The sequence below is a fragment of the Salmonella sp. 2020_1395 genome, assembly GCF_043848115.1.
GTDB classification, from domain to species: domain Bacteria; phylum Pseudomonadota; class Gammaproteobacteria; order Enterobacterales; family Enterobacteriaceae; genus Salmonella; species Salmonella enterica.
Genome location: NZ_JBCMFH010000002.1, coordinates 435,260 through 458,546 on the forward strand (window position 1 = coordinate 435,260; position 23,287 = coordinate 458,546).

Annotated in this window: 29 protein-coding genes, 1 tRNA gene and 3 pseudogenes; 24 read left to right on the forward strand and 9 right to left on the reverse strand. The window is 50.0% G+C overall.

The genetic code is table 11. The features are described from left to right. Positions 1–18 precede the first annotated feature (18 nt). Positions 19–582, forward strand: a complete 564-nt coding sequence (locus tag ACH0WD_RS04675) for a YqgE/AlgH family protein (protein WP_001053173.1) — start codon at positions 19–21, stop codon at positions 580–582. Beyond that, the gene (gene ruvX, locus ACH0WD_RS04680; protein ID WP_001285491.1) at positions 582–998 is read left to right on the forward strand and encodes a Holliday junction resolvase RuvX; all 417 of its coding nucleotides are present in this window, start codon (positions 582–584) and stop codon (positions 996–998) included. The genes ACH0WD_RS04675 and ruvX overlap by 1 nt, the downstream gene beginning before the upstream one ends. Before the next feature lie 46 nt (positions 999–1,044). Here ruvX and ACH0WD_RS04685 read toward each other — a convergent pair whose 3' ends face one another. Beyond that, positions 1,045–1,731: an IclR family transcriptional regulator gene (locus ACH0WD_RS04685; RefSeq protein ID WP_000098338.1), complete on the reverse strand. Its 687-nt coding sequence runs from the start codon at positions 1,729–1,731 to the stop codon at positions 1,045–1,047. Between the two features lie 132 nt (positions 1,732–1,863). After that, positions 1,864–2,844: a type IV pilus twitching motility protein PilT gene (locus ACH0WD_RS04690; protein ID WP_001055639.1), complete on the reverse strand. Its 981-nt coding sequence runs from the start codon at positions 2,842–2,844 to the stop codon at positions 1,864–1,866. A 17-nt stretch (positions 2,845–2,861) separates the two neighbouring features. Here ACH0WD_RS04690 and ACH0WD_RS04695 point away from each other — a divergent pair, with 17 nt between their 5' ends. Genes ACH0WD_RS04695 through hemW form a run of 5 tightly spaced genes read left to right on the forward strand, consistent with a single transcriptional unit; the run spans position 2,862 to position 6,168 of the window. Beyond that, the gene (locus ACH0WD_RS04695; protein ID WP_000997790.1) at positions 2,862–3,566 is read left to right on the forward strand and encodes a YggS family pyridoxal phosphate-dependent enzyme; all 705 of its coding nucleotides are present in this window, start codon (positions 2,862–2,864) and stop codon (positions 3,564–3,566) included. Positions 3,567–3,584: 18 nt separating this feature from the next. After that, positions 3,585–4,151, forward strand: coding sequence for a YggT family protein (locus ACH0WD_RS04700; protein WP_001094842.1), 567 nt, complete (start codon positions 3,585–3,587; stop codon positions 4,149–4,151). Beyond that, entirely contained in the window at positions 4,148–4,438 is a 291-nt protein-coding gene (gene yggU, locus ACH0WD_RS04705; RefSeq protein ID WP_001277204.1) for a DUF167 family protein YggU, read from the forward strand. Before ACH0WD_RS04700 ends, yggU begins: the two co-directional genes overlap by 4 nt. Before the next feature lie 7 nt (positions 4,439–4,445). Next, complete coding sequence (locus ACH0WD_RS04710; RefSeq protein ID WP_001174769.1) at positions 4,446–5,039, forward strand: XTP/dITP diphosphatase; 594 nt, start codon at positions 4,446–4,448, stop codon at positions 5,037–5,039. Next, a complete protein-coding gene (gene hemW, locus ACH0WD_RS04715; protein ID WP_001096523.1) occupies positions 5,032–6,168 on the forward strand; it encodes a radical SAM family heme chaperone HemW in 1,137 nt (378 codons plus the stop codon). Before ACH0WD_RS04710 ends, hemW begins: the two co-directional genes overlap by 8 nt. Positions 6,169–6,258: 90 nt before the next feature. Here hemW and ACH0WD_RS04720 read toward each other — a convergent pair whose 3' ends face one another. The 5 genes from ACH0WD_RS04720 to trmB form a co-directional block, all read right to left on the reverse strand. Next, positions 6,259–7,266 (reverse strand): DUF1202 domain-containing protein, encoded by a 1,008-nt coding sequence (locus ACH0WD_RS04720; RefSeq protein ID WP_000252199.1) that lies wholly within the window; start codon positions 7,264–7,266, stop codon positions 6,259–6,261. A gap of 132 nt (positions 7,267–7,398) precedes the next feature. Further along, the gene (gene ansB / locus ACH0WD_RS04725) at positions 7,399–8,445 is read right to left on the reverse strand and encodes an L-asparaginase 2 (protein ID WP_000394189.1); all 1,047 of its coding nucleotides are present in this window, start codon (positions 8,443–8,445) and stop codon (positions 7,399–7,401) included. A gap of 188 nt (positions 8,446–8,633) precedes the next feature. Further along, on the reverse strand, positions 8,634–9,353 hold the full coding sequence (locus tag ACH0WD_RS04730; RefSeq protein ID WP_000984827.1) for a DUF2884 domain-containing protein: 720 nt from the start codon (positions 9,351–9,353) through the stop codon (positions 8,634–8,636). Positions 9,354–9,402: 49 nt separating this feature from the next. Beyond that, positions 9,403–9,729 (reverse strand): YggL family protein, encoded by a 327-nt coding sequence (locus tag ACH0WD_RS04735; protein ID WP_001107574.1) that lies wholly within the window; start codon positions 9,727–9,729, stop codon positions 9,403–9,405. Further along, positions 9,729–10,448 (reverse strand): tRNA (guanosine(46)-N7)-methyltransferase TrmB, encoded by a 720-nt coding sequence (gene trmB, locus ACH0WD_RS04740; RefSeq protein WP_000786893.1) that lies wholly within the window; start codon positions 10,446–10,448, stop codon positions 9,729–9,731. The genes ACH0WD_RS04735 and trmB overlap by 1 nt, the downstream gene beginning before the upstream one ends. 154 nt (positions 10,449–10,602) lie before the next feature. Here trmB and mutY point away from each other — a divergent pair, with 154 nt between their 5' ends. The 4 genes from mutY to ACH0WD_RS04760 all read left to right on the forward strand — a co-directional run bounded on the left by mutY (position 10,603) and on the right by ACH0WD_RS04760 (position 14,629). Next, positions 10,603–11,655 carry an A/G-specific adenine glycosylase gene (gene mutY, locus ACH0WD_RS04745; protein WP_001148957.1) on the forward strand — a complete coding sequence of 351 codons (1,053 nt, stop codon included), beginning with the start codon at positions 10,603–10,605 and terminating at the stop codon, positions 11,653–11,655. A 27-nt stretch (positions 11,656–11,682) separates the two neighbouring features. Then, positions 11,683–11,958: an oxidative damage protection protein gene (locus ACH0WD_RS04750; protein WP_000091706.1), complete on the forward strand. Its 276-nt coding sequence runs from the start codon at positions 11,683–11,685 to the stop codon at positions 11,956–11,958. Between the two features lie 112 nt (positions 11,959–12,070). Beyond that, the gene (gene mltC / locus ACH0WD_RS04755; RefSeq protein WP_000976286.1) at positions 12,071–13,156 is read left to right on the forward strand and encodes a membrane-bound lytic murein transglycosylase MltC; all 1,086 of its coding nucleotides are present in this window, start codon (positions 12,071–12,073) and stop codon (positions 13,154–13,156) included. A gap of 216 nt (positions 13,157–13,372) precedes the next feature. Next, a complete protein-coding gene (locus ACH0WD_RS04760; RefSeq protein ID WP_001049803.1) occupies positions 13,373–14,629 on the forward strand; it encodes a nucleoside permease in 1,257 nt (418 codons plus the stop codon). A 61-nt stretch (positions 14,630–14,690) separates the two neighbouring features. Here the strand turns inward: ACH0WD_RS04760 and ACH0WD_RS04765 are convergent, their stop codons facing one another. Continuing rightward, on the reverse strand, positions 14,691–16,826 hold the full coding sequence (locus ACH0WD_RS04765) for an ornithine decarboxylase (protein WP_000839737.1): 2,136 nt from the start codon (positions 16,824–16,826) through the stop codon (positions 14,691–14,693). Between the two features lie 425 nt (positions 16,827–17,251). Between ACH0WD_RS04765 and ACH0WD_RS04770 the strand changes: the two genes are divergently transcribed. The 13 genes and pseudogenes from ACH0WD_RS04770 to ACH0WD_RS04830 all read left to right on the forward strand — a co-directional run bounded on the left by ACH0WD_RS04770 (position 17,252) and on the right by ACH0WD_RS04830 (position 23,165). Then, positions 17,252–17,959 (forward strand): DUF554 domain-containing protein, encoded by a 708-nt coding sequence (locus ACH0WD_RS04770; protein WP_000234466.1) that lies wholly within the window; start codon positions 17,252–17,254, stop codon positions 17,957–17,959. Positions 17,960–18,064: 105 nt separating this feature from the next. After that, positions 18,065–18,140, forward strand: a tRNA-Phe gene (locus ACH0WD_RS04775). A gap of 160 nt (positions 18,141–18,300) precedes the next feature. Then, a pseudogene (locus tag ACH0WD_RS04780) lies at positions 18,301–18,958 on the forward strand (tyrosine-type recombinase/integrase); the annotation flags it as partial. Positions 18,959–18,994: 36 nt separating this feature from the next. After that, positions 18,995–19,135: pseudogene (locus ACH0WD_RS04785) on the forward strand (type VI secretion system tube protein Hcp); the annotation flags it as partial. 551 nt (positions 19,136–19,686) lie between these two features. Then, positions 19,687–19,824 (forward strand): T6SS immunity protein Tdi1 domain-containing protein, encoded by a 138-nt coding sequence (locus tag ACH0WD_RS04790; RefSeq protein ID WP_001747489.1) that lies wholly within the window; start codon positions 19,687–19,689, stop codon positions 19,822–19,824. A 42-nt stretch (positions 19,825–19,866) separates the two neighbouring features. Then, positions 19,867–20,160: a hypothetical protein gene (locus tag ACH0WD_RS04795; protein WP_023167864.1), complete on the forward strand. Its 294-nt coding sequence runs from the start codon at positions 19,867–19,869 to the stop codon at positions 20,158–20,160. A gap of 20 nt (positions 20,161–20,180) precedes the next feature. Beyond that, positions 20,181–20,498, forward strand: a complete 318-nt coding sequence (locus ACH0WD_RS04800) for a PAAR domain-containing protein (protein WP_001141621.1) — start codon at positions 20,181–20,183, stop codon at positions 20,496–20,498. Further along, positions 20,495–20,761, forward strand: a complete 267-nt coding sequence (locus ACH0WD_RS04805; RefSeq protein ID WP_000768133.1) for a bacteriocin immunity protein — start codon at positions 20,495–20,497, stop codon at positions 20,759–20,761. The genes ACH0WD_RS04800 and ACH0WD_RS04805 overlap by 4 nt, the downstream gene beginning before the upstream one ends. Before the next feature lie 21 nt (positions 20,762–20,782). Next, positions 20,783–20,989, forward strand: a pseudogene (locus ACH0WD_RS04810) (type VI secretion system tube protein Hcp); the annotation flags it as partial. A gap of 14 nt (positions 20,990–21,003) precedes the next feature. Then, complete coding sequence (locus tag ACH0WD_RS04815; protein ID WP_000421097.1) at positions 21,004–21,282, forward strand: bacteriocin immunity protein; 279 nt, start codon at positions 21,004–21,006, stop codon at positions 21,280–21,282. A 403-nt stretch (positions 21,283–21,685) separates the two neighbouring features. Continuing rightward, positions 21,686–22,189 (forward strand): hypothetical protein, encoded by a 504-nt coding sequence (locus ACH0WD_RS04820; protein ID WP_001151804.1) that lies wholly within the window; start codon positions 21,686–21,688, stop codon positions 22,187–22,189. A 222-nt stretch (positions 22,190–22,411) separates the two neighbouring features. Further along, complete coding sequence (locus tag ACH0WD_RS04825) at positions 22,412–22,633, forward strand: DUF3289 family protein (protein ID WP_223151465.1); 222 nt, start codon at positions 22,412–22,414, stop codon at positions 22,631–22,633. Between the two features lie 202 nt (positions 22,634–22,835). After that, a complete protein-coding gene (locus ACH0WD_RS04830; protein WP_395201880.1) occupies positions 22,836–23,165 on the forward strand; it encodes a DUF943 family protein in 330 nt (109 codons plus the stop codon). A gap of 10 nt (positions 23,166–23,175) precedes the next feature. Here ACH0WD_RS04830 and ACH0WD_RS04835 read toward each other — a convergent pair. Beyond that, positions 23,176–23,287 (reverse strand): IS1 family transposase (locus ACH0WD_RS04835; RefSeq protein WP_001691633.1); only part of this gene is annotated, 112 nt, incomplete at its 5' end.

Below are 23,287 nucleotides of genomic sequence, written 5' to 3' on the forward strand. Positions count from 1 at the left end.
GAAACAGAACCTCTGACAATGAATTTACAGCATCACTTTCTTATTGCCATGCCTGCGCTCCAGGACCCGATTTTCCGCCGTTCCGTGGTGTATATTTGCGAGCACAACCAGGACGGCGCTATGGGGATTATTGTTAATAAGCCTTTGGAAAATCTGCAAATTGAAGGGATTCTGGAAAAACTAAAAATTACGCCGGAACCGCGCGATTCGTCAATTCGTCTTGATAAAGCCGTGATGCTCGGCGGCCCGCTGGCGGAAGATCGCGGATTTATTCTCCATACTCCGCCGTCACGTTTCGCCTCCAGCATTCGTATCTCAGACAATACCGTGATTACCACCTCCCGCGATGTGCTGGAAACGTTAGGAACCCAACAACAGCCTTCCGATGTGCTGGTCGCGCTGGGCTACGCCTCCTGGGATAAAGGCCAGCTTGAACAAGAGTTGCTTGATAACGCCTGGCTTACCGCGCCCGCCGATCTCAATATTTTGTTCAAAACGCCCATTGCCGAGCGCTGGCGCGAAGCGGCAAAACTTATTGGCATTGATATTCTGACCATGCCTGGCGTTGCGGGGCACGCCTGATGAGCGACACCTTACTGGCCTTTGACTTCGGCACAAAAAGCATCGGCGTTGCAATAGGACAACGCATTACCGGCACCGCCCGTCCGCTTCCGGCAATCAAAGCACAGGACGGCACGCCCGACTGGACGCTCATTGAACGTTTGCTGAAAGAGTGGCAGCCGGACGAAATTATTGTCGGGCTACCGCTCAATATGGATGGCACTGAACAACCGCTGACGGCGCGCGCACGTAAATTCGCCAACCGTATTCATGGGCGTTTCGGGGTAACTGTCACGCTGCACGATGAACGGCTCAGCACCGTTGAAGCACGCTCCGGTCTGTTTGAACGAGGTGGGTATCGCGCGCTGAACAAAGGCAAAGTGGACTCGGCCTCCGCCGTGATTATCCTCGAAAGCTATTTTGAACAGGGGTATTAAAGCCGTTTTTGTCAGCAGGCGGATAACGCGGTCACGGTTGCCAGGCTTACTGGGCAATAAGCTGGTTTAATGCCTTCAACGCCTGTAAACGCGCAGCCGCCTCCGCCTCATCAATCCGCCACATTCCCGCAAAGGCCAGCGCTGCGGCGTGCTTGTCTAGCGGTTGCGCCATAGAAACTTCACCATCAGCGTGATGCCACAGCACGTATCCCCGCTGGCGCTGCTGCGCCACATGCGGCGCCAGATTACGCCACTGCTCCGGAGTAAAACGCTGCATTAGCGCCTCATCGCTTTCTGCCGCCAGTAACGCCACTCCTGTTACCGACTGCCAGGCCGGGCACATGCGAAACCCCGCCAGCGCCTGACTTCCCTGCGAACCCGGCGTAGAGTGATAAATATAGATAATCTGGTCTTCCCATAGCACGCCTAATGCCACCACGATGTCTTTGGGCGCATGGCGTTCAAGGATAGGCAACGCATAGGAGAACAGCGCTGAACCACGAATCGCCTGCGCCGCCAAAGCATGAATGCCTGGCCCGGGTAAATAGCGTCGGTGCTCATCCTGCATCGTGAGTCCAATAGAGGCCATCGTCATTAACAGGCGATTAACGCGCGTGGTATTAATATCCATCAGCCGGGCAAGCTCGCGACATCCGATAGCACGGTCGCTGGAAACCAGATATTGCAGACAGCGAATGCCATCTATCAGGCTTTGATTCGGTTGTGATGACATCGTTAAATGGCTTCGCTGTGGTTTTAACAAAGCTGCGATTTTAACGCCGGTTCGCCAGGATACAAGCCTGCATGCCGTTCAATCCACCGCGCCAGTCAACACTTTCCTCCCCCCTCTACGCCGCCATCTTCGCTACAGTCGTCCCTGCGCCTGACGCCATTGCGCGCTCTGGGCGAATGTCATCATCCCCTGCTGCTGCCCGGTTTGTATCACGTGGGCCAACTGATGGAGTTTGCCTTCACGGATCAAATTCCCTGTGGCTGGCGTATTAATCAGTAATTCAAACAACGCCACGCGCCCATCCTGCCTGTCGACCTCCAGTTTTTGCGATAGTACGGCGCGCAGACTACCCGCCAGTTGGCTGCGTACCGGTTCTTTTTCCTGCGCCGGAAAACTATCCACTAATCTTTCCACCGCCTGCGCCGCACCGCGAGTATGCAGGGTTGCCAGTACCAGATGCCCCGTTTCCGCCGCCGTCAGCGCCAGGCGAATGGTCTCGCTGTCACGCAGCTCTCCCAGTAAAATGACATCGGGATCTTCACGCAACGCCGCGCGCAGCCCGGCGGCAAAAGTGGCGCAATGCTGACCGATTTCCCGCTGCTGTATCAGGCAACGCTTGCTGGTGTAACGGTACTCAATAGGATCTTCCAGCGTCAGGATGTGTTTATCGGCATGTTGATTAAGATATCCCACCATCGCCGCCAGCGTGGTGGACTTCCCGCAGCCAGTAGCGCCAGTGACCAGAATCAGTCCGTTCTCGCTGGCAAGCAGTGCGGGTACTATCGGCGGCGTCTGGATTTCCGCCAGATCAGGACAACGCTCGGGCAATAGCCGTAGCGCCAGCGACGTTCCCTGTTGATGTGTGAACGCACTGGCGCGCAGGCGCCGCGTGCCAGACAGCGAGACGGCGAAATCAAGCTGACCGTGCGTTCGCCACTGATATTGTTGCGCGTCATTAAGCCAATCAAGCAGAAGCCTGTCGACATCAGGCGCGGTAAAAGGCGCGATCTCCATGCGTCCTTGTTTGCGCCATCGCGCAGGCCAGGCGTTACACAGGTGTAGATCCGAGACGTTATGCTTTACACTAAGCGTCACAATTTCTTCCATATTCATATAAACATCCTCGGAAAATGAACGATATCGCGCATAACCTGGCACACATCCGGGACAAAATCTCCGCCGCGGCGACGCGTTGCGGCCGCTCTTCAGAAGAAGTTACGTTGCTTGCAGTGAGTAAAACCAAACCTGCGAGCGACATCGCAGAAGCCATTGCCGCCGGACAACGGGCATTTGGTGAAAATTATGTACAAGAGGGGGTGGAAAAAATCCGCCACTTTCAGGAAGCGAAAGTGGAAGGCCTGCACTGGCACTTTATTGGCCCTTTACAGTCCAACAAAAGTCGGCTGGTGGCCGAGCATTTTGACTGGTGTCATACCATCGATCGCCTGCGTATCGCCTCGCGTCTGAGCGAACAGCGTCCGGATAATCTGCCAGCGCTGAATGTTCTGATCCAAATTAATATCAGCGATGAAAACAGCAAATCAGGCATTCCGCTGGCGGAACTGGATGAGCTGGCCGCGGCGGTGGCAACACTGCCGCGTCTGCGGCTTCGCGGACTGATGGCGATCCCGGCGCCAGAGTCAGATTATGTAAGGCAGTTTGAAGTCGCACGTCAAATGGCTGTAGCATTTGCCGGGCTGAAAGCGCGCTACCCTGACGTTGATACCCTATCTCTGGGTATGAGCGACGATATGGAAGCCGCGATTGCGGCAGGTAGCACAATGGTGCGCATCGGCACCGCTATCTTTGGTGCTCGTGATTACACAAAAAATTAAGGAAAACTGAGGAACGCCATGAATACGTTGACCTTCCTGCTCTCAACGGTAATTGAGCTGTATACCATGGTGCTATTATTGCGCGTGTGGATGCAGTGGGCCCGCTGTGACTTTTACAACCCTTTCTCCCAGTTCGTGGTGAAAATTACGCAGCCCATCATCGGACCGCTGCGTCGTATTATCCCAGCAATGGGGCCGATCGACAGCGCTTCCCTGCTGGTGGCGTTTATTCTTAGCGTTATTAAGGCGATAGTGCTGTTTAAGGTCATTACGTTTCAGGCGATTATCTGGATTGCCGCGGTGCTTATCTTGCTTAAAACAATCGGCCTGCTGATCTTCTGGGTGCTGCTGGTCATGGCTATCATGAGCTGGGTGAGCCAGGGTCGTAGCCCGATTGAATATGTATTGATTCAGCTTGCCGAGCCGCTGCTCAGCCCGATTCGCCGTATACTGCCTGCGATGGGCGGCATCGACTTCTCGCCGATGGTTCTGGTGCTGCTGCTGTATGTCGTTAATATGGGGATCGCTGAAGTCTTACAAGCGACAGGCAACATGTTGCTGCCGGGGCTGTGGATGGCGTTATGAGTGCTGTGACTCGCTGCGAAGACGGTCTGGTGTTACGGCTTTATATTCAGCCGAAAGCCAGCCGCGACAGTATTGTGGGCTTACATGGCGACGAGGTGAAAGTCGCCATTACCGCCCCGCCGGTTGACGGTCAGGCAAACAGCCATCTGATCAAGTTTCTCGGTAAACAGTTTCGCGTGGCGAAAAGTCAGATCGTCATCGAAAAAGGCGAGCTGGGCCGTCACAAACAGGTAAAAATTATTCACCCGCAACAGATCCCGCCGGAAATTACGGCGTTAACTGAGTAGGTATTCCATGCAAAAAGTTGTTCTCGCAACCGGCAACGCCGGTAAAGTGCGCGAGCTCGCGTCGCTGTTAAGCGATTTTGGGCTTGATGTGGTAGCGCAAACGGAACTGGGCGTTGACTCCGCGGAAGAAACCGGCCTGACGTTTATTGAAAACGCGATTCTCAAAGCGCGCCATGCCGCTAAAATGACCGGTCTGCCCGCCATTGCCGATGACTCCGGTCTGGCCGTTGACGTTTTAGGCGGCGCACCGGGTATCTATTCCGCGCGCTATTCTGGCGAAAACGCGACAGATCAGCAAAATCTGGAAAAACTGCTGCATACTCTACGAGATGTTCCGGACGACAAACGCCAGGCGCGATTCCATTGTGTGCTGGTTTATTTGCGTCATGCCGAAGATCCCACACCGATAGTCTGTCACGGTAGCTGGCCAGGCGTCATTACTCGCCAGGCGGCCGGAAATGGCGGATTTGGCTATGATCCTATTTTCTTCGTACCGTCTGAAGGCAAAACCGCCGCAGAACTGACCCGTGAAGAAAAAAGCGCTATTTCCCACCGAGGACAAGCGCTCAAGCTGCTGCTGGATGCGTTACGCAATGGCTAAACTACCGCCGCTCAGTCTTTATATTCATATTCCCTGGTGTGTACAAAAATGTCCATATTGCGACTTCAATTCCCATGCGTTGAAGGGCGAGGTGCCGCATGACGACTACGTCCAGCATCTGTTAAACGATCTGGATGCCGACGTCGTCTGGGCGCAAGGGCGTGAAGTAAAGACCATTTTTATTGGCGGCGGTACGCCAAGCCTGCTTTCCGGGCCGGCGATGCAAACGCTGCTGGACGGCGTGCGTGCACGCCTGAATCTGGCGGCGGATGCGGAAATTACCATGGAAGCGAACCCCGGCACGGTCGAAGCCGACCGCTTCATCGACTATCAGCGCGCCGGCGTAAACCGGATCTCCATTGGCGTGCAGAGCTTTAGTGAGCCTAAGCTGAAACGTCTTGGCCGTATTCACGGTCCACAAGAGGCGATGCGGGCAGCAAGACTGGCAAATGGGCTTGGGCTACGCAGCTTTAACCTCGACTTGATGCATGGATTGCCGGACCAAACGCTGGAAGGGGCGCTGAACGATTTGCGACAGGCAATTGCGCTTAATCCGCCGCATCTCTCATGGTATCAATTGACGATTGAACCCAACACTCTGTTCGGTTCGCGTCCGCCGGTTTTACCGGACGATGACGCTCTGTGGGATATCTTTGAGCAGGGCCACCAGTTATTAACCGCCGCGGGCTATCAGCAATACGAAACGTCGGCCTATGCCAAACCCGGTTATCAGTGCCAGCATAATCTGAACTACTGGCGCTTTGGCGACTATCTGGGTATTGGCTGCGGCGCCCACGGTAAAGTCACCTTCCCGGGCGGCAGGATCCTGCGCACCACCAAAACCCGTCACCCACGCGGTTATATGCAGGGACGTTACCTGGAAAGCCAGCGTGACGTGAGTGATGACGATAAACCCTTTGAGTTCTTTATGAATCGTTTTCGGTTGCTGGAGCGCGCGCCTCGCGCCGAATTTGTCGACTACACCGGGCTTACGGAAGCGGTTATTCGTCAGCCAATCGACGAGGCTATTGCCCAGGGCTACCTGACCGAATGCGAGCAATACTGGCAGATTACCCGTCACGGTAAACTATTTTTAAACTCTCTTCTTGAGTTGTTTCTCGCGGAATAACAAGGATAAGCCTGTCGCGCCAGCGGGTAAAATACCTGATGGCGCGACGCTTACCGACCTGTGGCGGTTAATGCGCCGCCAGCAAGCGCATTATTTAATAACGCCTTTACGACGCAAATCGTCCGTATCTTTTTTCCAGCGCTCGTAACCGTCATTAATATCCGAGATTTTCATGCGGATATCACTCTGTTGCATCTGAAGTTTCTGTACCGCTATATTCAGCGGATATTGTCCTTTCTCTAACGTTATCCAGTCATTCTGCGCTTTTCGACGCAGCTCTTCTGATTTCAAAAATACCTGCCGCCGTTGCTCGTGTATGTCTAAATCTCTTTTCTGCTGAATAGCCGCTTCATTGCACGGCTCACTCTGCTTACGACACGCGTCTAATGCCGGTTGATAGACCTCTTTTTCGTATTTCTCGGCATATACGCTGCTATCGTTGGCTTTTACATAATCATCGCGCTCTTTTAACGTCTTTTTAAACGCCTCGGCGCGGGTCAACGGTTTCCCATCAGCGCCTTTTCCCCAATACGCGTCCGCTTCTTTTTTAGCTACCGCTATTTTCTTATCCAGGGCAGAGAGTTGTTCTTCAAGACCGGGGATCGACGCTTTCTGCGCACGCCAGGAGGCTTCAATGTTGCCAAACCGATAGTTAAAGTCATCACTGTTGACGATCAGGTATTTATCATTCGTTTTAATGTCGTCAATAGCCCGGCCCTGATCGCTGGCTGCCATTTGTAATGAGTAATAGCTCACCGTCCAGCCAGAGGCTGGCGTCCCTTTGCTGGTTAACATGGCAGAAAATTTAACGGGACGATCTTTGGTCCAGGTTTTTTCAACAAAATAATAATCCGCCGCCATACCAACGCCGGTATACATATCTTCACGGGAAGAAATATCCCCTTCGGCAGACCAGGTGGCCTGATTGCCCGTCGAATCAAGATTTTTTAAGGTAATGGAATCCAGTTTAAGTATGCCGTGGTACTGCTTACTAAACTGTTCTTTTAAGATGTTATCGGAGGGTTGAGCAACCTCTGCCCAACTATAGCCTGAAATCAGGGCAAACAGCGCTGCGCCAGCAATCCATTGTCGAACCACTTGTGGACCTCCCGTCCAGAGACATTACGCCCACAATTATCATAACCAGGATGATAATTAGCAAGATAATAGTGTTGGTTGTGCGAGAGGTCTTCCAAAGATAGCCCCGGCCTTCCGACCGGGGCATTATCTTTAATACTGATTGAACATCGTCTGGATCTGTTTTGGATCTTTAGTCTGGGTTAACGCCAGTTGCAGTAAGACACGCGCTTTTTGCGGGTTCAGCGTGCCGGAAGCGACAAAGCCGTATTTTGCATCGTCAACTTCCGCATCCTGCGTGGTTGCGCCAGTCGGCACACGTGAAGAACGCACCACTACCGTACCGTTGTGCGCGGCGGTCGCCAGGGTATCAAAGACCGTTTTATACAGGTTGCCGTTACCCACGCCTGCGCTCACGATCCCGTCATAACCCGCGTCTACCAGCGCTTTTGCCGGCAGATCGGACGCATTCGCATAGTTATAAACGATACCGACTTTCGGCAACGCGGTCAGCTTCGACACGTCGAACGGGGTGGAGGTGGTATGTTTACGCTCTGGCGTACGCTGGTAGTCAATTTTACCGTTGTGGATATAACCCAGCGGGCCGTAGTTAACCGCTTTAAACGTCGCCACGTCAGTCGTATTGGTCTTAGTGACGTCGCGTCCGTCCATGACGGTATCATTCATTACCACCAGCACGCCGCGGTTGGCAGACTGTTTATCAGCCGCTGTTACTACCGCATTATAGAGGTTGAACGGGCCATCTGCGCTCATTGACGTGGAAGGACGCATCGCGCCGACCAGTACCACCGGTTTATTGCATTTCACGGTCAGATCGAGGAAATAAGCGGTCTCTTCCATCGTATCAGTACCGTGGGTGATCACGAAACCGTCGGTGCTGTCGCACTCGGTATTGATTTTTTTCGCCAGCGTGAGCCAGACTTCATCGTTCATATCCTGCGAGCCAATGTTAACGACCTGCTCGCCTTTCACTACCGCAATGTCCTTCAATTGAGGAACGGCATCCACCAGATTTTCGACGCCAACTTTACCTGCCGTATAATTTGATTTTGTTGCTGAATCACCGCCGCCAGCGATCGTTCCGCCGGTCGCTAAGATGGTGATATTCGGTAAAGCGAACGCTGCGCCGCTGAAACCCATTACCAGAGCAGCTAATGCCGTTTTCCTGAAAAACTCCATGTTATATCTCCAGTTATGTCAACTGGTCGCATTATCTCTATATTGCAGACGAATAATGTGACGCCATACGATTAACCAGCGATATATATCCGACAGAGAGTATTTTTTAGAGATGGATAACAAAATGCAGGAAAAAACAGAATAAAAAGGCGCAGATACGATCTGCGCCATTGTTTAAAAAGGAAAGATTACTTCAGGCTGCCAACCAGCGCTTTGCGGCTATCTTCTAAGGTCACTACGCGGCTACAGACATCTTTGCCAAACTGCTGGAAATCTTTCTCCTGGTTTTTCCATTCGTTCTGGATAGCGGTTTGCAAACCACCGAGGCTGCCCATCACACCCTGTAAAGGATTACCGCCGCCTTTAAGCACCGCTTTGGCGCCCATTTCGTTAATGCTGTCCTGCAAAATACCGCCCATCGCCTGATTCACCAACTGCTGACCGTCGGCACGCACCTGGTCGATAGCCTTATAGTGGAACGTCAGGCCGTCCGTACGATGTTCGATAATGCGGTTCATTTGCGCTTTTAATTGCGCATCAAGCTTCGTCAGACGGCTACGCATGTTGCTGCTTTCGCCCACCTCTTTAGCGATGATTTTATCCAGCGCCACGCGGCCTTTTTCGACGCGCGATCGGGCGCCCTCATCAATCCACGGCAGCGCGCTTCGCAGCTCCGCCTGGTAATCTTTCGCTTGCTCGCGCTGCGCGGCGCTAAGGGTGTACTGCTTACCGTTGTACATCACATTGCCGTCCGGCGTGATCACCAGGTTGCCGTTTTCACCTTTCACCTGCACCGTTTGTGGACTCAGGATCACATCGTCACGCGGCGTGACGCTGCATTTGTAATCTGCATGAGCGGCCATCGCCGTAAACGTTAGCACTGCCGCCAGCAGCGTTTTGCGCATCATAACTTTCCCTCAAGACAAAGCGGGCCGGCATTTGCCGACCCTGTACTTATTAGTCCCACCAAACGTCGAAAAGTTCGCTGGTTCGGACTTCTTCAAGGTTGCGCGCTTCCAGCCACTTACGCACAATCGCCTGATGTTCTTCGGTACATTTACCGATTTCCTGCATACAAATCAGCCCTTCCCAGGCCAGGTAGCCGCTGCCGTCAAACGCCAGTTTATTAGGCTCAATAACGTCATTAATAAAGTCATCGACAGTCTTATCGACCTGCTCTTCAGATGTACCTTCCGGAAAACGCCATGCCACCGAAAATCCTAATTCCTGGAATTCGTCAATGTGCATTTTTTTACGCAGACGACGACTACGGTTCTTTGCCATTATTTCACCCTCTCGAACATTAAGTCCCATACGCCATGACCAAGACGATGGCCACGTTGTTCAAATTTCGTTACCGGGCGCGATTCCGGGCGCGGTACATAATCATTGCTCTCTGACAGATTTTTGTACCCGTCGATAGAAGACATGACTTCAAGCATGTGTTCCGCATACGCTTCCCAGTCGGTCGCCATATGGAAAACGCCGCCCAATTTCAGCTTGCTCAATACCAGTTCAGCAAACGGCACCTGAACGATACGGCGTTTATTATGACGCGCTTTATGCCACGGGTCAGGGAAAAAGAGCTGAACCATCGATAAAGAATTGTCAGGAATCATTGTATGCAACACTTCTACCGCGTCGTGGCACATGACGCGCAGGTTTTCAACGCCCTCTTCATGAGCGGACGCCAGACACGCGCCGACACCGGGCGAATGTACTTCAATGCCGAGGAAATTCTGCTCCGGGCGCGCTTTCGCCATCGCCACGAGAGACGCCCCCATGCCAAAACCAATCTCCAGCGTCACCGGCGCTTCGCGACCAAACAACGTGGCGAAATCTACCGGCGCTTCGCTGAACTCGACGCCCATCACCGGCCAGTAGTTTTCCAGCGCGTGTTCTTGCCCCTTTGTCAGTCGCCCCTGGCGACGAACAAAACTACGAATACGGCGCAGCGGGCGACCGTTTTCATCAAATTCCGGTGAAATGACGTCGTTTTTCATAAAAGTGTAGTCTGCTGTGTTTGAGTTCTGAAAACGGGCATTATCCAAAGTTAGTTGCCGGATGCAAGCATGAAGCGCACTGCGGAAAGTTCCGGTTTACACCCTGCGGCCTCTGTGCTGCAATCTTGCCCCCGGCAATAATGAATGAGTTTCCATGCAAGCGTCTCAATTTTCAGCCCAGGTTCTGGACTGGTACGACAAATACGGGCGGAAAACGCTGCCCTGGCAAATTAACAAGACGCCTTACAAAGTATGGCTCTCGGAAGTCATGTTGCAACAAACGCAGGTGACGACGGTGATTCCTTACTTTGAGCGATTTATGGCGCGCTTTCCCACAGTGACGGATTTAGCGAATGCGCCGCTGGATGAAGTACTCCATTTATGGACCGGGCTCGGCTATTACGCCCGCGCACGTAATTTGCATAAAGCGGCGCAACAGGTGGCGACGCTTCACGGTGGAGAATTCCCGCAAACTTTTGCCGAAATCGCCGCGCTACCCGGCGTCGGGCGTTCAACCGCCGGCGCAATTCTCTCCCTCGCGTTAGGTAAACATTATCCGATTCTTGATGGAAACGTTAAACGTGTGCTGGCTCGCTGTTATGCTGTTAGCGGCTGGCCTGGAAAAAAAGAGGTGGAGAATACGCTGTGGACGTTGAGCGAGCAAGTGACGCCCGCACGCGGCGTGGAGCGTTTTAATCAGGCGATGATGGATCTGGGCGCGATGGTTTGTACGCGTTCAAAGCCAAAGTGCACCCTGTGTCCGCTGCAAAACGGTTGTATCGCCGCTGCGCATGAAAGCTGGTCACGCTATCCGGGCAAGAAACCGAAACAGACGTTGCCGGAGCGGACGGGTTACTTTTTATTGTTACAGCATAATCAGGAGATTTTCCTGGCGCAGCGCCCTCCCAGCGGTTTATGGGGCGGACTCTACTGCTTTCCGCAGTTCGCCAGCGAAGCTGAATTACGTGAATGGCTGGCGCAACGGCATGTTAACGCTGATAATTTGACCCAGCTTAACGCGTTTCGCCACACATTTAGCCATTTCCACCTGGATATTGTGCCTATGTGGCTTCCCGTGTCGTCACTGGACGCCTGCATGGATGAAGGCAGCGCGCTCTGGTATAACTTAGCGCAACCGCCGTCAGTCGGACTGGCGGCCCCCGTGGAGCGCTTGTTACAGCAGTTACGTACCGGAGCGCCAGTTTAACGCCCCGGTCGATGAAGAGGATGACTTATGAGCAGAACGATTTTTTGTACTTACCTGCAACGCGACGCTGAAGGGCAAGATTTTCAGCTCTACCCTGGCGAACTGGGAAAACGTATCTATAACGAGATCTCTAAGGACGCGTGGGCGCAGTGGCAGCATAAGCAGACCATGTTGATTAACGAGAAAAAGCTCAACATGATGAACGCCGAGCACCGTAAACTGCTGGAACAGGAGATGGTGAGCTTCCTGTTCGAAGGCAAAGACGTTCATATCGAAGGTTATACGCCGGAAGATAAAAAATAGGCCCGTTGCTGAATGAGGCTGCGCTTATTCGGCCTGTGAGTTATGCCGGATAAGCCCTTAGCGCCGCTGCCCGGCAACATGGCATAACGACAACACAACATGCACTCCCGGAATGATGAAAAAATTACTCGCGCTTGCTGTTATTGCGCCGTTGCTCATCTCCTGCTCCAGTTCGACCAAAAAAGGCGAGACGTATAATGAAGCCTGGGTCAAGGATACCAACGGCTTTGATATTTTGATGGGGCAATTTGCCAACAATATTGAAAATCTGTGGGGATATAAGGAAGTCCTGATCGCCGGGCCGAAAGACTACGTCAAATATACCGATCAGTTCCAGACCCGTAGCCACATCAACTTTGATGATGGGACCATTACCGTTGAAACCATCGCCGGGACGGAACCTACCGCACATCTGCGCCGGGCCATTATTAAAACGTTGCTCATGGGTGACGACCCAACCTCCGTCGATCTTTACTCCGATGTCGATGACATAAAAATTTCTAAAGAACCCTTCCTGTATGGTCAGGTCCTCGACAATACCGGCCAGCCTATTCGCTGGGAAGGCCGCGCCACGACATTCGCGGATTACTTGCTGAAAACGCGGCTCAAAAGCCGCAGTAACGGCCTGCGTATTATTTACAGCGTCACCATTAATCTGGTGCCGAACCACCTTGATAAACGCGCGCATAAATACATTGGCATGGTACGCCAGGCCTCCCGTAAATACGGCGTTGACGAGTCGCTGATTCTGGCGATTATGCAAACGGAGTCCTCGTTTAACCCGTATGCGGTCAGCCATGCGGATGCGCTGGGCCTGATGCAGGTGGTGCAACACAGCGCCGGGAAAGATGTTTTCCGTTCTCAGGGTAAGTCCGGCACGCCAAGCCGTAACTTCCTGTTCGACCCCGCCAACAATATCGATACCGGCACAGCGTATCTGGCGATGTTGAATAATGTCTATCTGAGCGGTATCGAGAATCCGACGTCGCGGCGCTATGCGGTCATTACCGCCTACAATGGCGGCGCAGGCAGCGTATTACGCGTATTCTCGAACGATAAGATTCAGGCCGCGAATATGATTAACCGCATGTCGCCGGGGGATGTGTACCAGATATTAACCACCCGACATCCATCTGCGGAGTCGCGCCGCTATCTGTATAAGGTGAATTCCGCCCAGCGATCGTATCGCCGCCGATAAACCATCGCATCCCGCCTCTGGCCGGCAAATGACAGAGGCGGGAAAGGTAAAAGTGTTAACTCCGTCACCTTTTTGCTTTGCAATCAGAAATTGTTTGCAAATATTTGTCACAGGTAACAAAAAAAGCCCGCCTCTCATTGATAGAATCACACCAAATCACAACGGCAAATGTGCCTTTTAAAACATTCATCCGCTCTCAGGTGTGAGGAAATTAACATGAATCTTAAGCTGCAGCTTAAAATACTCTCTTTTCTGCAGTTCTGTCTGTGGGGAAGCTGGCTCACTACCCTGGGCTCGTATATGTTCGTCACCTTAAAATTTGACGGCGCATCTATTGGCGCAGTTTATAGTTCACTGGGGATTGCCGCCGTCTTTATGCCGACCTTGTTAGGCATTGTGGCTGACAAATGGCTGAGCGCGAAATGGGTCTATGCCCTGTGTCATGTCGTCGGCGCCATCACGCTATTCATGGCCGCGGAAGTCACTACGCCTGGGGCGATGTTCTTTGTGATCCTGCTTAACTCGTTGGCCTATATGCCGACGTTGGGCTTGATCAATACCATATCGTATTACCGCCTGCAGTCTGCCGGCATGGATATTGTGACTGACTTCCCGCCTATCCGTATCTGGGGCACCATTGGCTTTATTCTGGCGATGTGGGGCGTGAGTTTCTCCGGTTTCGAGCTGAGCCATATGCAGCTTTATATCGGCGCGACGCTTTCTGTTCTGCTGGTACTGTTTACTTTTACCCTGCCGCACATTCCGGTGGCGAACCAACAGAAAAACCAGAGCTGGACATCAATGCTGGGCCTTGACGCTTTTGCGCTGTTTAAAAATAAGCGGATGGCGATTTTCTTCATCTTCTCCATGATGCTGGGCGCGGAACTGCAGATCACCAACATGTTTGGCAACACCTTCCTGCATAGCTTTGATAAAGATCCGCTATTCGCCAGTAGCTTTATCGTGCAGCACGCCTCGGTGATGATGTCGATTTCGCAGATTTCTGAAACGTTATTCATCCTGACCATTCCGTTCTTCCTGAGCCGTTATGGTATTAAGAACGTTATGCTTATCAGTATTGTGGCGTGGATGCTGCGTTTCGGCCTGTTCGCTTATGGCGACCCGACGCCGTTCGGTACCGTTCTGCTGGTATTGTCGATGATTGTGTACGGCTGCGCCTTCGACTTCTTCAACATTTCTGGCTCGGTGTTTGTCGAAAAAGAAGTACGCCCGGAAATCCGCGCCAGCGCGCAGGGGATGTTCCTGATGATGACCAACGGCTTCGGCTGTATCCTGGGCGGCATTGTGAGCGGTAAAGTGGTGGAGTATTACACTCAAAACGGCATTACCGACTGGCAGACCGTGTGGCTCATCTTCGCAGGCTACTCGCTGGTGCTGGCCTTCGCGTTCGTAGCCTTGTTCAAATACAAACACGTTCGCGTTCCGGCAGGTTCGCAACCCGTTGCACATTAATTCTTGCCCTGTTTCGCAGGCCGGATAAGGCGTAAATGCCTTATCCGGCCTGCAGGCAACGTTACTTTAAAACATATCCGTACAAGCGTTGAATTCCATCGGCATCGGTCTCGCTATACACTCCCTGCAATTCCGGCGAAAAACCGGGCAACAGATTGATGCCCTCTTCCAGCGCCAAAAAATAACGCTGCGCCGCGCCGCCCCAAATCTCCCCCGGCACCACGCACAGTACGCCCGGCGGGTATGGCAATGCCCCCTCGGCAGCAATACGCCCGCCCGCCTCGCTGATACGCACCAGCTCTACATCGCCGCGAATAAAGGCGCTGTTGGCATCCTGTGGGTTCATCGCCACATGCGGCAGGCTTTCTTTGCGGAACATCGCTTTTTGCAGATCCTTAACGTCAAAGCTAACGTACAGATTGTGCATCTCCTGACATAGCTCACGCAGGGTGTAATCGCGGTAGCGCACCGGGTATTTCTGAAAAACCGTCGGCAATACATCCGCAAGCGGCGTATCGTCTTCAATGTGTCGTTCAAATTGCGCCAGCATCGCGACCAGTCGCGCCAGTTTCTCTTCGCTCTCGGCAGGTGTCAGCAAGAACAGAATCGAGTTGAGATCGCACTTCTCAGGCACAATACCGTTCTCACGCAGATAGTGGGCGAGAATGGTCGCCGGGATGCCGAATTCGGTGTACCGCCCACTATCGGCATCAATACCTGGCGTGGTCAGTAACAGTTTACAGGGGTCGACAAAATACTGGTCATCCGCATAACCCTCAAAGCCATGCCATTTCGCCCCGGGCTCAAAACTGAAGAAACGACGATTGCTGGCAATGGTCTCCGTCGGATATGCCTGCCACGGCTTGCCGTCAACCACCAGTGGGATAAAGGGCTGAAGCAGTTTGCAACGGGCGAGAATGGCTTTACGCGCGTCAATGCCCAGCGCAACGCACTCCGCCCACAGGCGGCGACCGCTCTCCCCTTCGTGGATTTTGGCATTGATATCCAGCGCCGCAAACAGCGGGTAGAACGGACTGGTTGAAGCATGCAACATGAAGGCGTTGTTCAGGCGTTTGTGCGGGCAAAAACGCGCCTGGCCGCGAATATGGTTATCTTTTTTGTGGATCTGCGAGGTTTGTGAGAACCCCGCCTGTTGCTTATGTACCGATTGGGTCACAAAGATCCCTGGGTCGTTTTCATTAAGCTCCAGCCGCAACGGCGAGGTATCCGCCATCATATTGATAAACTGCTCATAGCCTACCCACGCGGAGTCAAACAGAATGTAATCGCAGAGATGCCCGATTTTATCCACCACCTGACGGGCGTTGTAAATAGTGCCGTCATAGGTACCCAGCTGAATGATCGCCAGGCGGAACGGACGCGACGCATCGGCGCTTTCCGGCATCACGTCACGAATCTGGTCGCGCAGGTACGTTTCATCAAAACAGTGCGCATCAATGCCACCGATAAAACCAAACGGGTTACGCGCCGCTTCAAGATAGACTGGCGTCGCCCCGGCCTGAATCAGGGCGCCGTGGTGGTTGGATTTGTGATTATTACGATCAAACAGCACCAGATCGCCGCGCGTCAGCAGGGCGTTGGTGACCACTTTATTCGCCGCCGAAGTCCCATTCAGCACAAAGTAGGTTTTATCCGCATTAAACACTTTTGCCGCAAATTTCTGCGCGTGTTTGGCAGAACCTTCATGTATTAGCAGATCGCCAAGTTTCACATCGGCGTTACACATATCCGCACGAAACAGGTTTTCACCAAAAAAGTCATAAAAATGGCGGCCTGCGGGATGTTTTCTAAAAAATTCGCCATGCTGGTGCCCCGGGCAAGCAAAAGTACTATTCCCCATGTCGACATACTGGGTCAGGGTGCCATAAAAGGGCGGCAGAAGTTCCGCTTCGTAGCGACAGGCAGCGTTTTCCAGCTCCAGCCATTCCTGCGCGTTCCCGACTATTACCGCCGTAACGCCGACAGGCGCGCTGACGGGTTCATCCGCAAGCATAAACACCGGCAGGTGAAAACCGGTGCGTTTAAGCAACGCCAGAATACCGCTACGGCTGTCGGCAGTGGTAATGACGACTGCGGCCACATCGGTAAAGTCGGTACTGTCCAGCGCCACTACGTTTCGGTGGGTGGAGAGACGGGGGATGAGTTCACCGCTGGCGGCAATATTCATTGATTTCATAAGCGCAAATACCCGTTTCGGGAGTAGAGTAACCCCGGACAAGGCCCGATGCCTTGCCCAACGAGATGCCGGGTCAAACTGGATACCAGCTCCGACCGCCAGACATCAGTAAAAACAGACTGTTTCTGATTTTACTGTTGTCCTGCAGTGAGCGTGCGCTGCCCTCACCGCATAGCGGGGATGACAAAAAAAAGGAAAGAAAGGGGCAAACCTCGCGCAGTCAGGCGACAGTGAAGACAATATAAAGGCGCTATGTTCATCCCGGCGAGCCCCATGCTGGCAGGAGAAATTTCGCGCAATCATGGCACCTTTCACCAGACGGCGCAAGGTAAAATCAGCGCTCTATACGTCACAGATAATCAAGCTATTAACAGCTTAATCGCGTGATAATAAGGCAATTTGAAAGACAAATAACAGGAGTCATTGTGGTAATTGGACCTTTCATTAACGCTGGCGCAATTTTATTCGGCGGCGTTATTGGCGCGCTGTTAAGTCAGCGTCTGCCAGAACGGATTCGCGTCTCAATGACGTCTATTTTTGGTCTGTGCTCTCTGGGAATTGGTATTCTGCTGGTGATGAAGTGCGCTAATCTTCCGGTGATGGTGCTGGCGACGCTGGTCGGCGCGCTTATCGGCGAGTTTTGTTTGCTGGAAAAAGGCATTAATGGCGCAGTCGCGAAAATCCAACAATTATTTATGGCATCGGGTAAGAAGCCAACACACGACTCATTTATTCAAAGTTACGTCGCTATCATTGTACTTTTTTGCGCCAGCGGCACCGGTATTTTCGGCGCGATGCATGAAGGGATGACCGGCGATCCAAACATTTTGATCGCTAAATCTTTTCTGGATTTTTTCACTGCCATTATTTTCGCCTGTTCGCTTGGCATCGCCGTTTCGGCGATTTGCGCGCCGATGTTGATTATCCAGTTAACGCTTGCCGCCTGCGCCACTCTCATTCTTCCGCTGACCACGCCGGCAATGATGGGCGACTTTAGCGCTGTAGGCGGACTGCTGCTGGTGGCGACCGGCTTGCGTGTATGCGGAATCAAAATGTTTCCGGTAGTGAATATGCTCCCGGCGCTGTTATTGGCGATGCCGATTTCCGCCGCATGGGCGATGTTTTTTGCCTGACTCTGCGTGCAATAACAACAAAGTGGTGATAGATTGTGCAGTCTACGTTGATTTGAAGAAATTTCGTTGACGAAGCGAGGCGATTACGGTTTAATGCGCCTCGTTGCCCGGATAGCTCAGTCGGTAGAGCAGGGGATTGAAAATCCCCGTGTCCTTGGTTCGATTCCGAGTCCGGGCACCACCTTCCCTTTTTATACTTCCTTAAAAATCCCCATGTGTTTTTAATTCAATGAGTTAGTGGAAAAACTCTTCCCAGCGAATTTCTATTTATCCGCCCAAATCAGGGGCTTTTGGTGGTCAACTCGGTGCTCAGTCCGGTTCGATAAAGGAGTGCCCCCCAAATGGCATTAACCGACAAACAAGCCCGTAGTGCAAAGCCTTCTGATAAACCCTACAAACTCGCTGATACACTCAGCCTGTATCTTCTGGTAAAACCCAACGGTTTTCGTATCTGGTATTTCAAATATCGTTTTGAGGGAAAAGAGTCCGGGGTATCATTCGGTCCTTATCCCGAAACTTCACTCGCCCTTGCCCGCGAAAAACGCGATGCCACCCGGCGCGTACTAAAATCCGGCTTTACCCCTTCTCAGCAGCGCCGGGACGAAAAAAGGTTGTCAATGAATTAGAACGTTCCAGTACATCGCCAGATTGTGGCATACAGGCTGCCTGAAACTCTGGTCAGAAAGTCACGCCAATAAAATTCCTGTCTGCCTCCAACACTACGTTTTCCCTGATATCGGCGCAATGGGTATTTCGGCGACTTAAACCCTACATCTCGCACGACTGGTCAGAGACATTGATGATAAAGGTGTGCATGATGTTGCCGGACGTATACGCCAGCATCTGACCAAAATTATGCGCCACGCCGTACAGCAGGGAACGATTAAATATAATCCGGCATTCGATCTGGATGGTGTTGTAACTCCTGTTGTAACCCAGCATCACCCCGCCCTTCCCCTGAAACGCCTGCCTGAATTGCTGGGCTATATCGACACCTACAACAAGGCCGGATGCCAGCTATCGACACTTTCCGCTGTGCCGCACTGCCAGGACAACACCAAACGTGAGTTCACACATCTGGTTAGAGTTTCTCTGGCTTACCGCAAAATTGAGTGGGAACACGTTTCAACAGGCACTTCAGGTGCTGATGACTGGCGTGCGCCGCTGGAAGCATAAGAGTAAATCCACAGCATTCCGCCTTAATGGTGAGATGCTGTTTTTGTCCGGGAACGGAGACAAAAAGCCCGTGCCAGCAATGAGTTACGTCTGTTACGTTTCATATATGGGAGATGGTGGATGCCGGAAACTTTGGCGGTAGCGTGCCTGAAGCGGCTGTCCTCCCCATTGCCACTGTCACGAGCGGACCGTGGTTCCTTTTTCGTCAATAAATCCAGAATAAGGTTATGTCACAAAATGGCCTGTGTTTTACGCTGGATGTGGACGGATTAGCGCCGGCGGCAACCACTGTCGTCAGCTTCACCCTCCAGAGGTATCAACAGTTCAACAGGTGCAAGCTGGAATAAGAATGAAAGACTAAAAACACCAGATGATGCATCCAATGATAGCATTAAATCAGGCCATGGTTCACAGGAGGAAATATTATCATCTTACCTTTACTTAATAAGATCATTTTTAATGAAAATAGGTTTATCAATAAAACAAAAAATATTCTTGACAGCGAAATTACATCTTTTCTTGCATCTTCAAGTCAGGAAGGATTTGATTTAGTGGATGATAACAATAATTATCTTTTTGATCGCACAGTTAAAAAATTAGGCGCATTAGCTGATAATGAAATGTTTGGTTTGGAACCTGCATACATTTTGGGCGGGGAAATAAAAATTTTTCTTTATTCAAAAAATTGAATTTTCTGATGGTAAGATTATCATTGATAATGAATCTGTGTCATGGTCACTAAAAAATTTAGTACACAAACAGAATACTCATGTTATATCCAAATTCATAAAAAAAAGAAAGAAAAGCTTTATTTAATAACAAATTTTAAAAAAATCAGCAGTGCATTGAGAAAACCAATAAATACATTCCCAGATGGAATTATGCCATCAAATCGAAGAGAAAATGAATTAATTAATATCCTGGATTCGCATAAAAAAGATTCAGAGTTTAGATTTTTATTAAAAGAATTAATTAGTTATATTGGAGTTGCAGTAAGTTCAATGTTCCTATCACTTATTATTTAGTAATGAAGCTATGGAGAAAAATGCCCACAGCCGCCCGACTCAACGATAAAGGCACCCAGCACGACGATTATTACGAGACCGTGAGTATAGCGAGTTCCCCCACGGTATTTATTGACGGCCTGCCCGTTGCCAGAATGGGTGATGCGGTGGACTGTGGCGGGGAGGTTAATATGACTCGAATGAAATCAGGTAAAGCATCAAAGGTTAGAAAAGTTGACAGAGTCGGAAAACGGAGGTTCGAGCTTCATCATATAGATGAAGTTGCAAATAGAGGCGATGTTTACAATGTAGACAATCTCCGTGTGAACACCATATTGACATACACAGGCGATTTATGAAATTAAAAGAAAATATTAGTGATTATACGGAAAGTGAGTTCATTGATTTCTTGAGAGTGATATTTTCTGAAAACGAGTCGGATACAGATGAAACATTAGATCCATTGCTTGAGTATTTTGAGAAGATCACTGAATACCCAGATGGAACAGATCTTATCTATTATCCTGAAACGGAAAGTGATGGAACACCTGAGGGTATTCTGAACATAATTAAAGAATGGAGAGAATCTCAAGGATTGCCTTGTTTTAAGAAAAGTAAATGAAAATCAGGTGTAGGGGAATGCCCAGAGTTACTGGCGCAGTTTAGTAAATCGAATCAAACTTTGATAAAAAGAAGTCGAGCGCCGTACACCTTGATAAGGCAACAAGTCGGAGGTAGGTGGGCTTATGAAATTTACCACGTTGGAAAGATCCAGTATGGAGGAATGGTGTTTGATGTTGATAACCTTAGGATAAACACTCCTAAAAATCATATACGATTGTATAAGTAAGGTTTGAGGTGAAAATGGAACTAAAAAATAACCTTGAAGATTATACAGAAGATGAGTTTATCGAGTTTTTAAACAATTTTTTTGAGCCTCCTGAAGAGTTGACTGGAGATGAATTATCGAAGTTTATTGATAATCTTCTACGCCATTTTAATAAAATTACTCAACACCCTGATGGCGGGGATTTGATATTTTATCCATCAGGGGAACGAGAAGATAGTCCTGAAGGAGTTATTGAAGAGCTAAAACGCTGGCGGAAGTCTCAGAGACTCCCCTGTTTTAAGGAAAATAAGTAGCGATCAGTGGTGAGGAGTTTGTCAACCGGAACCGGGATGATAATGCAGTGACCGTTAAAAGGCAAAAATATGTCAGTTAAGGGAGCAACTATCAAAGGCATAATTCTGAGTGTTTTTACACTGAACCGTAGTGCCAGAGGATATATTTGTCTGACGCGAATCGTATGAAATGAGAGCTTTACGTACGGTTTGTGAGAGGCTGTAGGGAAAGATCCTACAGCCTACTCACTAAGTAGTCTATTTTTGTACATTGTTTCATGTTCTGGAAACACGATAAAGTATGAGCCTGACGAACTCTCGCCCGCTAAAGTTCCACGCTGGAGGCTGACGGCCAGGAACCGGACATCTTTGCGGTGGTGAATTTACACCCGTTCAAAAAAATCTAATGTAAGAGATAGATGATATGGCTAAATATATATTCCTCTTTATCTGGATTGTGACATTTTCTGTCAACGCTGGTGAGCGAGGATATTATTTATTCATATGGGGTAACCCAGAAGGGAAGGAATATTTTAAAGAATATAGAGCTAATGAAAGGATATATGCGGTCAATAAATCCTGTTGGAATGAAAGAGCGGGGAACTCTATACGAATAGTATATGTTGATACTTATCCTCATGGAATAACCGATTCTTTAATTAATTCCTTTTTGGCTGGGAATAATAAATCTATAATAAATATTAGACTATCATTAAATAATTTTAGTGACGATCAAATACCTCATGGTTTTGATGGCATGTTAATAATAAATAAAAAAAATGAAGAGATCGAGATTTTTACTATTCCAGTGGTTGGTGCTAATTACTCATATAAAGATAAATTTTTAGTAAACGTCCATGATTTTGAATTATTTGATGGAAAGATCTGTAACGCTTTGATGCCTATAGATAGTTATTTTTCACCATAAGAAGGGTTGTTGAATAAATCAAATTACCCTGTACCGTCAAATGTACCTACAGTCGACACGGGTAACGGATCTACATCTTCTGGGAAGCAAAAGGCAACAACAAAAGATGCGGAACAATTGCCGACAGAGGGAAATAAAATCGTGGAGGGCCTATAGCTACGGGCTGAGATTATCTGTTCATGATATGTATGGCACACACGTTACCATAACATCATTGAATGTATCAAAAATGCCTACGCAGCAAACGGGCATTACAGGATGCAGGATCATTTTAGTCTTGACAGTAATGATATAACACATTGGCTTTATAGCCATTGGGATGTCTTTAAAATTTGGTTTGTACTTCAACATTATGAGAAAGAGGGGTATGAGTTTAAGCCATTTATACACAAAATCATTCTAGATGCATCGCGGCGGCAAGGGAAGAAATCCCCGGGAGCATAGATAACTATGTGACCGGGGTTTCTGAGCGCAGCCAACAAAGAGTCAGCTTAAAGGATGAAGTGTATATTACAGAAATAAATACCACCGTAAAAATCTCAGGTGTCAGAGGATATTACTCCTGATTTGGTATGTATTGTCGGCAAGGTATTTGTTTGTATTGTTAACATAGCATAGTCCGATATTTTGCATAAGGAATGTGATTGTGTCATGGGTAATAACGAAAAAATTCATTTATATTGTGACAATCGCCATATTATTTTGTTCTGTTGTTATATACTTATGGTCAGGCAGACCAGTAGAAATCGTGGATGTCCATTATTATTCAGGTAAAGACATTAACATTCTTGCCAGGCATTTCCCCATTACGGACAGGGGGAAACTGAATTGGTGGAGAGAAAATGAAAGAAAAATTCTGGAAAAATATAATCTCCCTGGAAATGATTTTTCGGTATATATATGGGATTTTGGTGACGGTTATCAAAAATTATCGCCCTATGATGCCGAGGATGAATTTTATTGTTTTCCTGGGTAATGACTCCAACTTACTGATAGTGTTTTATGTTCAGATAATGCCCGATGACTTTGTCATGCAGCTCCACCGATTTTGAGAACGACAGCGACTTCCGTCCCAGCCGTGCCAGGTGCTGCCTCAGA

What these genes read in the sequence shown, in the direction of transcription:
- trmB (WP_000786893.1), bottom strand. Translation starts at nt 10,448, where the DNA reads ATGAAAAACGACGTCATTTCACCGGAATTTGATGAAAACGGTCGCCCG.
- hemW (WP_001096523.1), top strand. Translation starts at nt 5,032, where the DNA reads ATGGCTAAACTACCGCCGCTCAGTCTTTATATTCATATTCCCTGGTGT.
- ruvX (WP_001285491.1), top strand. Translation starts at nt 582, where the DNA reads ATGAGCGACACCTTACTGGCCTTTGACTTCGGCACAAAAAGCATCGGC.
- yggU (WP_001277204.1), top strand. Translation starts at nt 4,148, where the DNA reads ATGAGTGCTGTGACTCGCTGCGAAGACGGTCTGGTGTTACGGCTTTAT.
- ACH0WD_RS04760 (WP_001049803.1), top strand. Translation starts at nt 13,373, where the DNA reads ATGAATCTTAAGCTGCAGCTTAAAATACTCTCTTTTCTGCAGTTCTGT.
- ACH0WD_RS04690 (WP_001055639.1), bottom strand. Translation starts at nt 2,844, where the DNA reads ATGAATATGGAAGAAATTGTGACGCTTAGTGTAAAGCATAACGTCTCG.
- ACH0WD_RS04695 (WP_000997790.1), top strand. Translation starts at nt 2,862, where the DNA reads ATGAACGATATCGCGCATAACCTGGCACACATCCGGGACAAAATCTCC.
- ACH0WD_RS04820 (WP_001151804.1), top strand. Translation starts at nt 21,686, where the DNA reads ATGGCTAAATATATATTCCTCTTTATCTGGATTGTGACATTTTCTGTC.
- ACH0WD_RS04795 (WP_023167864.1), top strand. Translation starts at nt 19,867, where the DNA reads ATGGTCACTAAAAAATTTAGTACACAAACAGAATACTCATGTTATATC.
- ACH0WD_RS04685 (WP_000098338.1), bottom strand. Translation starts at nt 1,731, where the DNA reads ATGTCATCACAACCGAATCAAAGCCTGATAGATGGCATTCGCTGTCTG.
- ACH0WD_RS04800 (WP_001141621.1), top strand. Translation starts at nt 20,181, where the DNA reads ATGCCCACAGCCGCCCGACTCAACGATAAAGGCACCCAGCACGACGAT.
- mutY (WP_001148957.1), top strand. Translation starts at nt 10,603, where the DNA reads ATGCAAGCGTCTCAATTTTCAGCCCAGGTTCTGGACTGGTACGACAAA.
- mltC (WP_000976286.1), top strand. Translation starts at nt 12,071, where the DNA reads ATGATGAAAAAATTACTCGCGCTTGCTGTTATTGCGCCGTTGCTCATC.
- ACH0WD_RS04765 (WP_000839737.1), bottom strand. Translation starts at nt 16,826, where the DNA reads ATGAAATCAATGAATATTGCCGCCAGCGGTGAACTCATCCCCCGTCTC.
- ACH0WD_RS04805 (WP_000768133.1), top strand. Translation starts at nt 20,495, where the DNA reads ATGAAATTAAAAGAAAATATTAGTGATTATACGGAAAGTGAGTTCATT.
- ACH0WD_RS04700 (WP_001094842.1), top strand. Translation starts at nt 3,585, where the DNA reads ATGAATACGTTGACCTTCCTGCTCTCAACGGTAATTGAGCTGTATACC.
- ACH0WD_RS04675 (WP_001053173.1), top strand. Translation starts at nt 19, where the DNA reads ATGAATTTACAGCATCACTTTCTTATTGCCATGCCTGCGCTCCAGGAC.
- ACH0WD_RS04710 (WP_001174769.1), top strand. Translation starts at nt 4,446, where the DNA reads ATGCAAAAAGTTGTTCTCGCAACCGGCAACGCCGGTAAAGTGCGCGAG.
- ansB (WP_000394189.1), bottom strand. Translation starts at nt 8,445, where the DNA reads ATGGAGTTTTTCAGGAAAACGGCATTAGCTGCTCTGGTAATGGGTTTC.
- ACH0WD_RS04730 (WP_000984827.1), bottom strand. Translation starts at nt 9,353, where the DNA reads ATGATGCGCAAAACGCTGCTGGCGGCAGTGCTAACGTTTACGGCGATG.
- ACH0WD_RS04735 (WP_001107574.1), bottom strand. Translation starts at nt 9,729, where the DNA reads ATGGCAAAGAACCGTAGTCGTCGTCTGCGTAAAAAAATGCACATTGAC.
- ACH0WD_RS04815 (WP_000421097.1), top strand. Translation starts at nt 21,004, where the DNA reads ATGGAACTAAAAAATAACCTTGAAGATTATACAGAAGATGAGTTTATC.
- ACH0WD_RS04750 (WP_000091706.1), top strand. Translation starts at nt 11,683, where the DNA reads ATGAGCAGAACGATTTTTTGTACTTACCTGCAACGCGACGCTGAAGGG.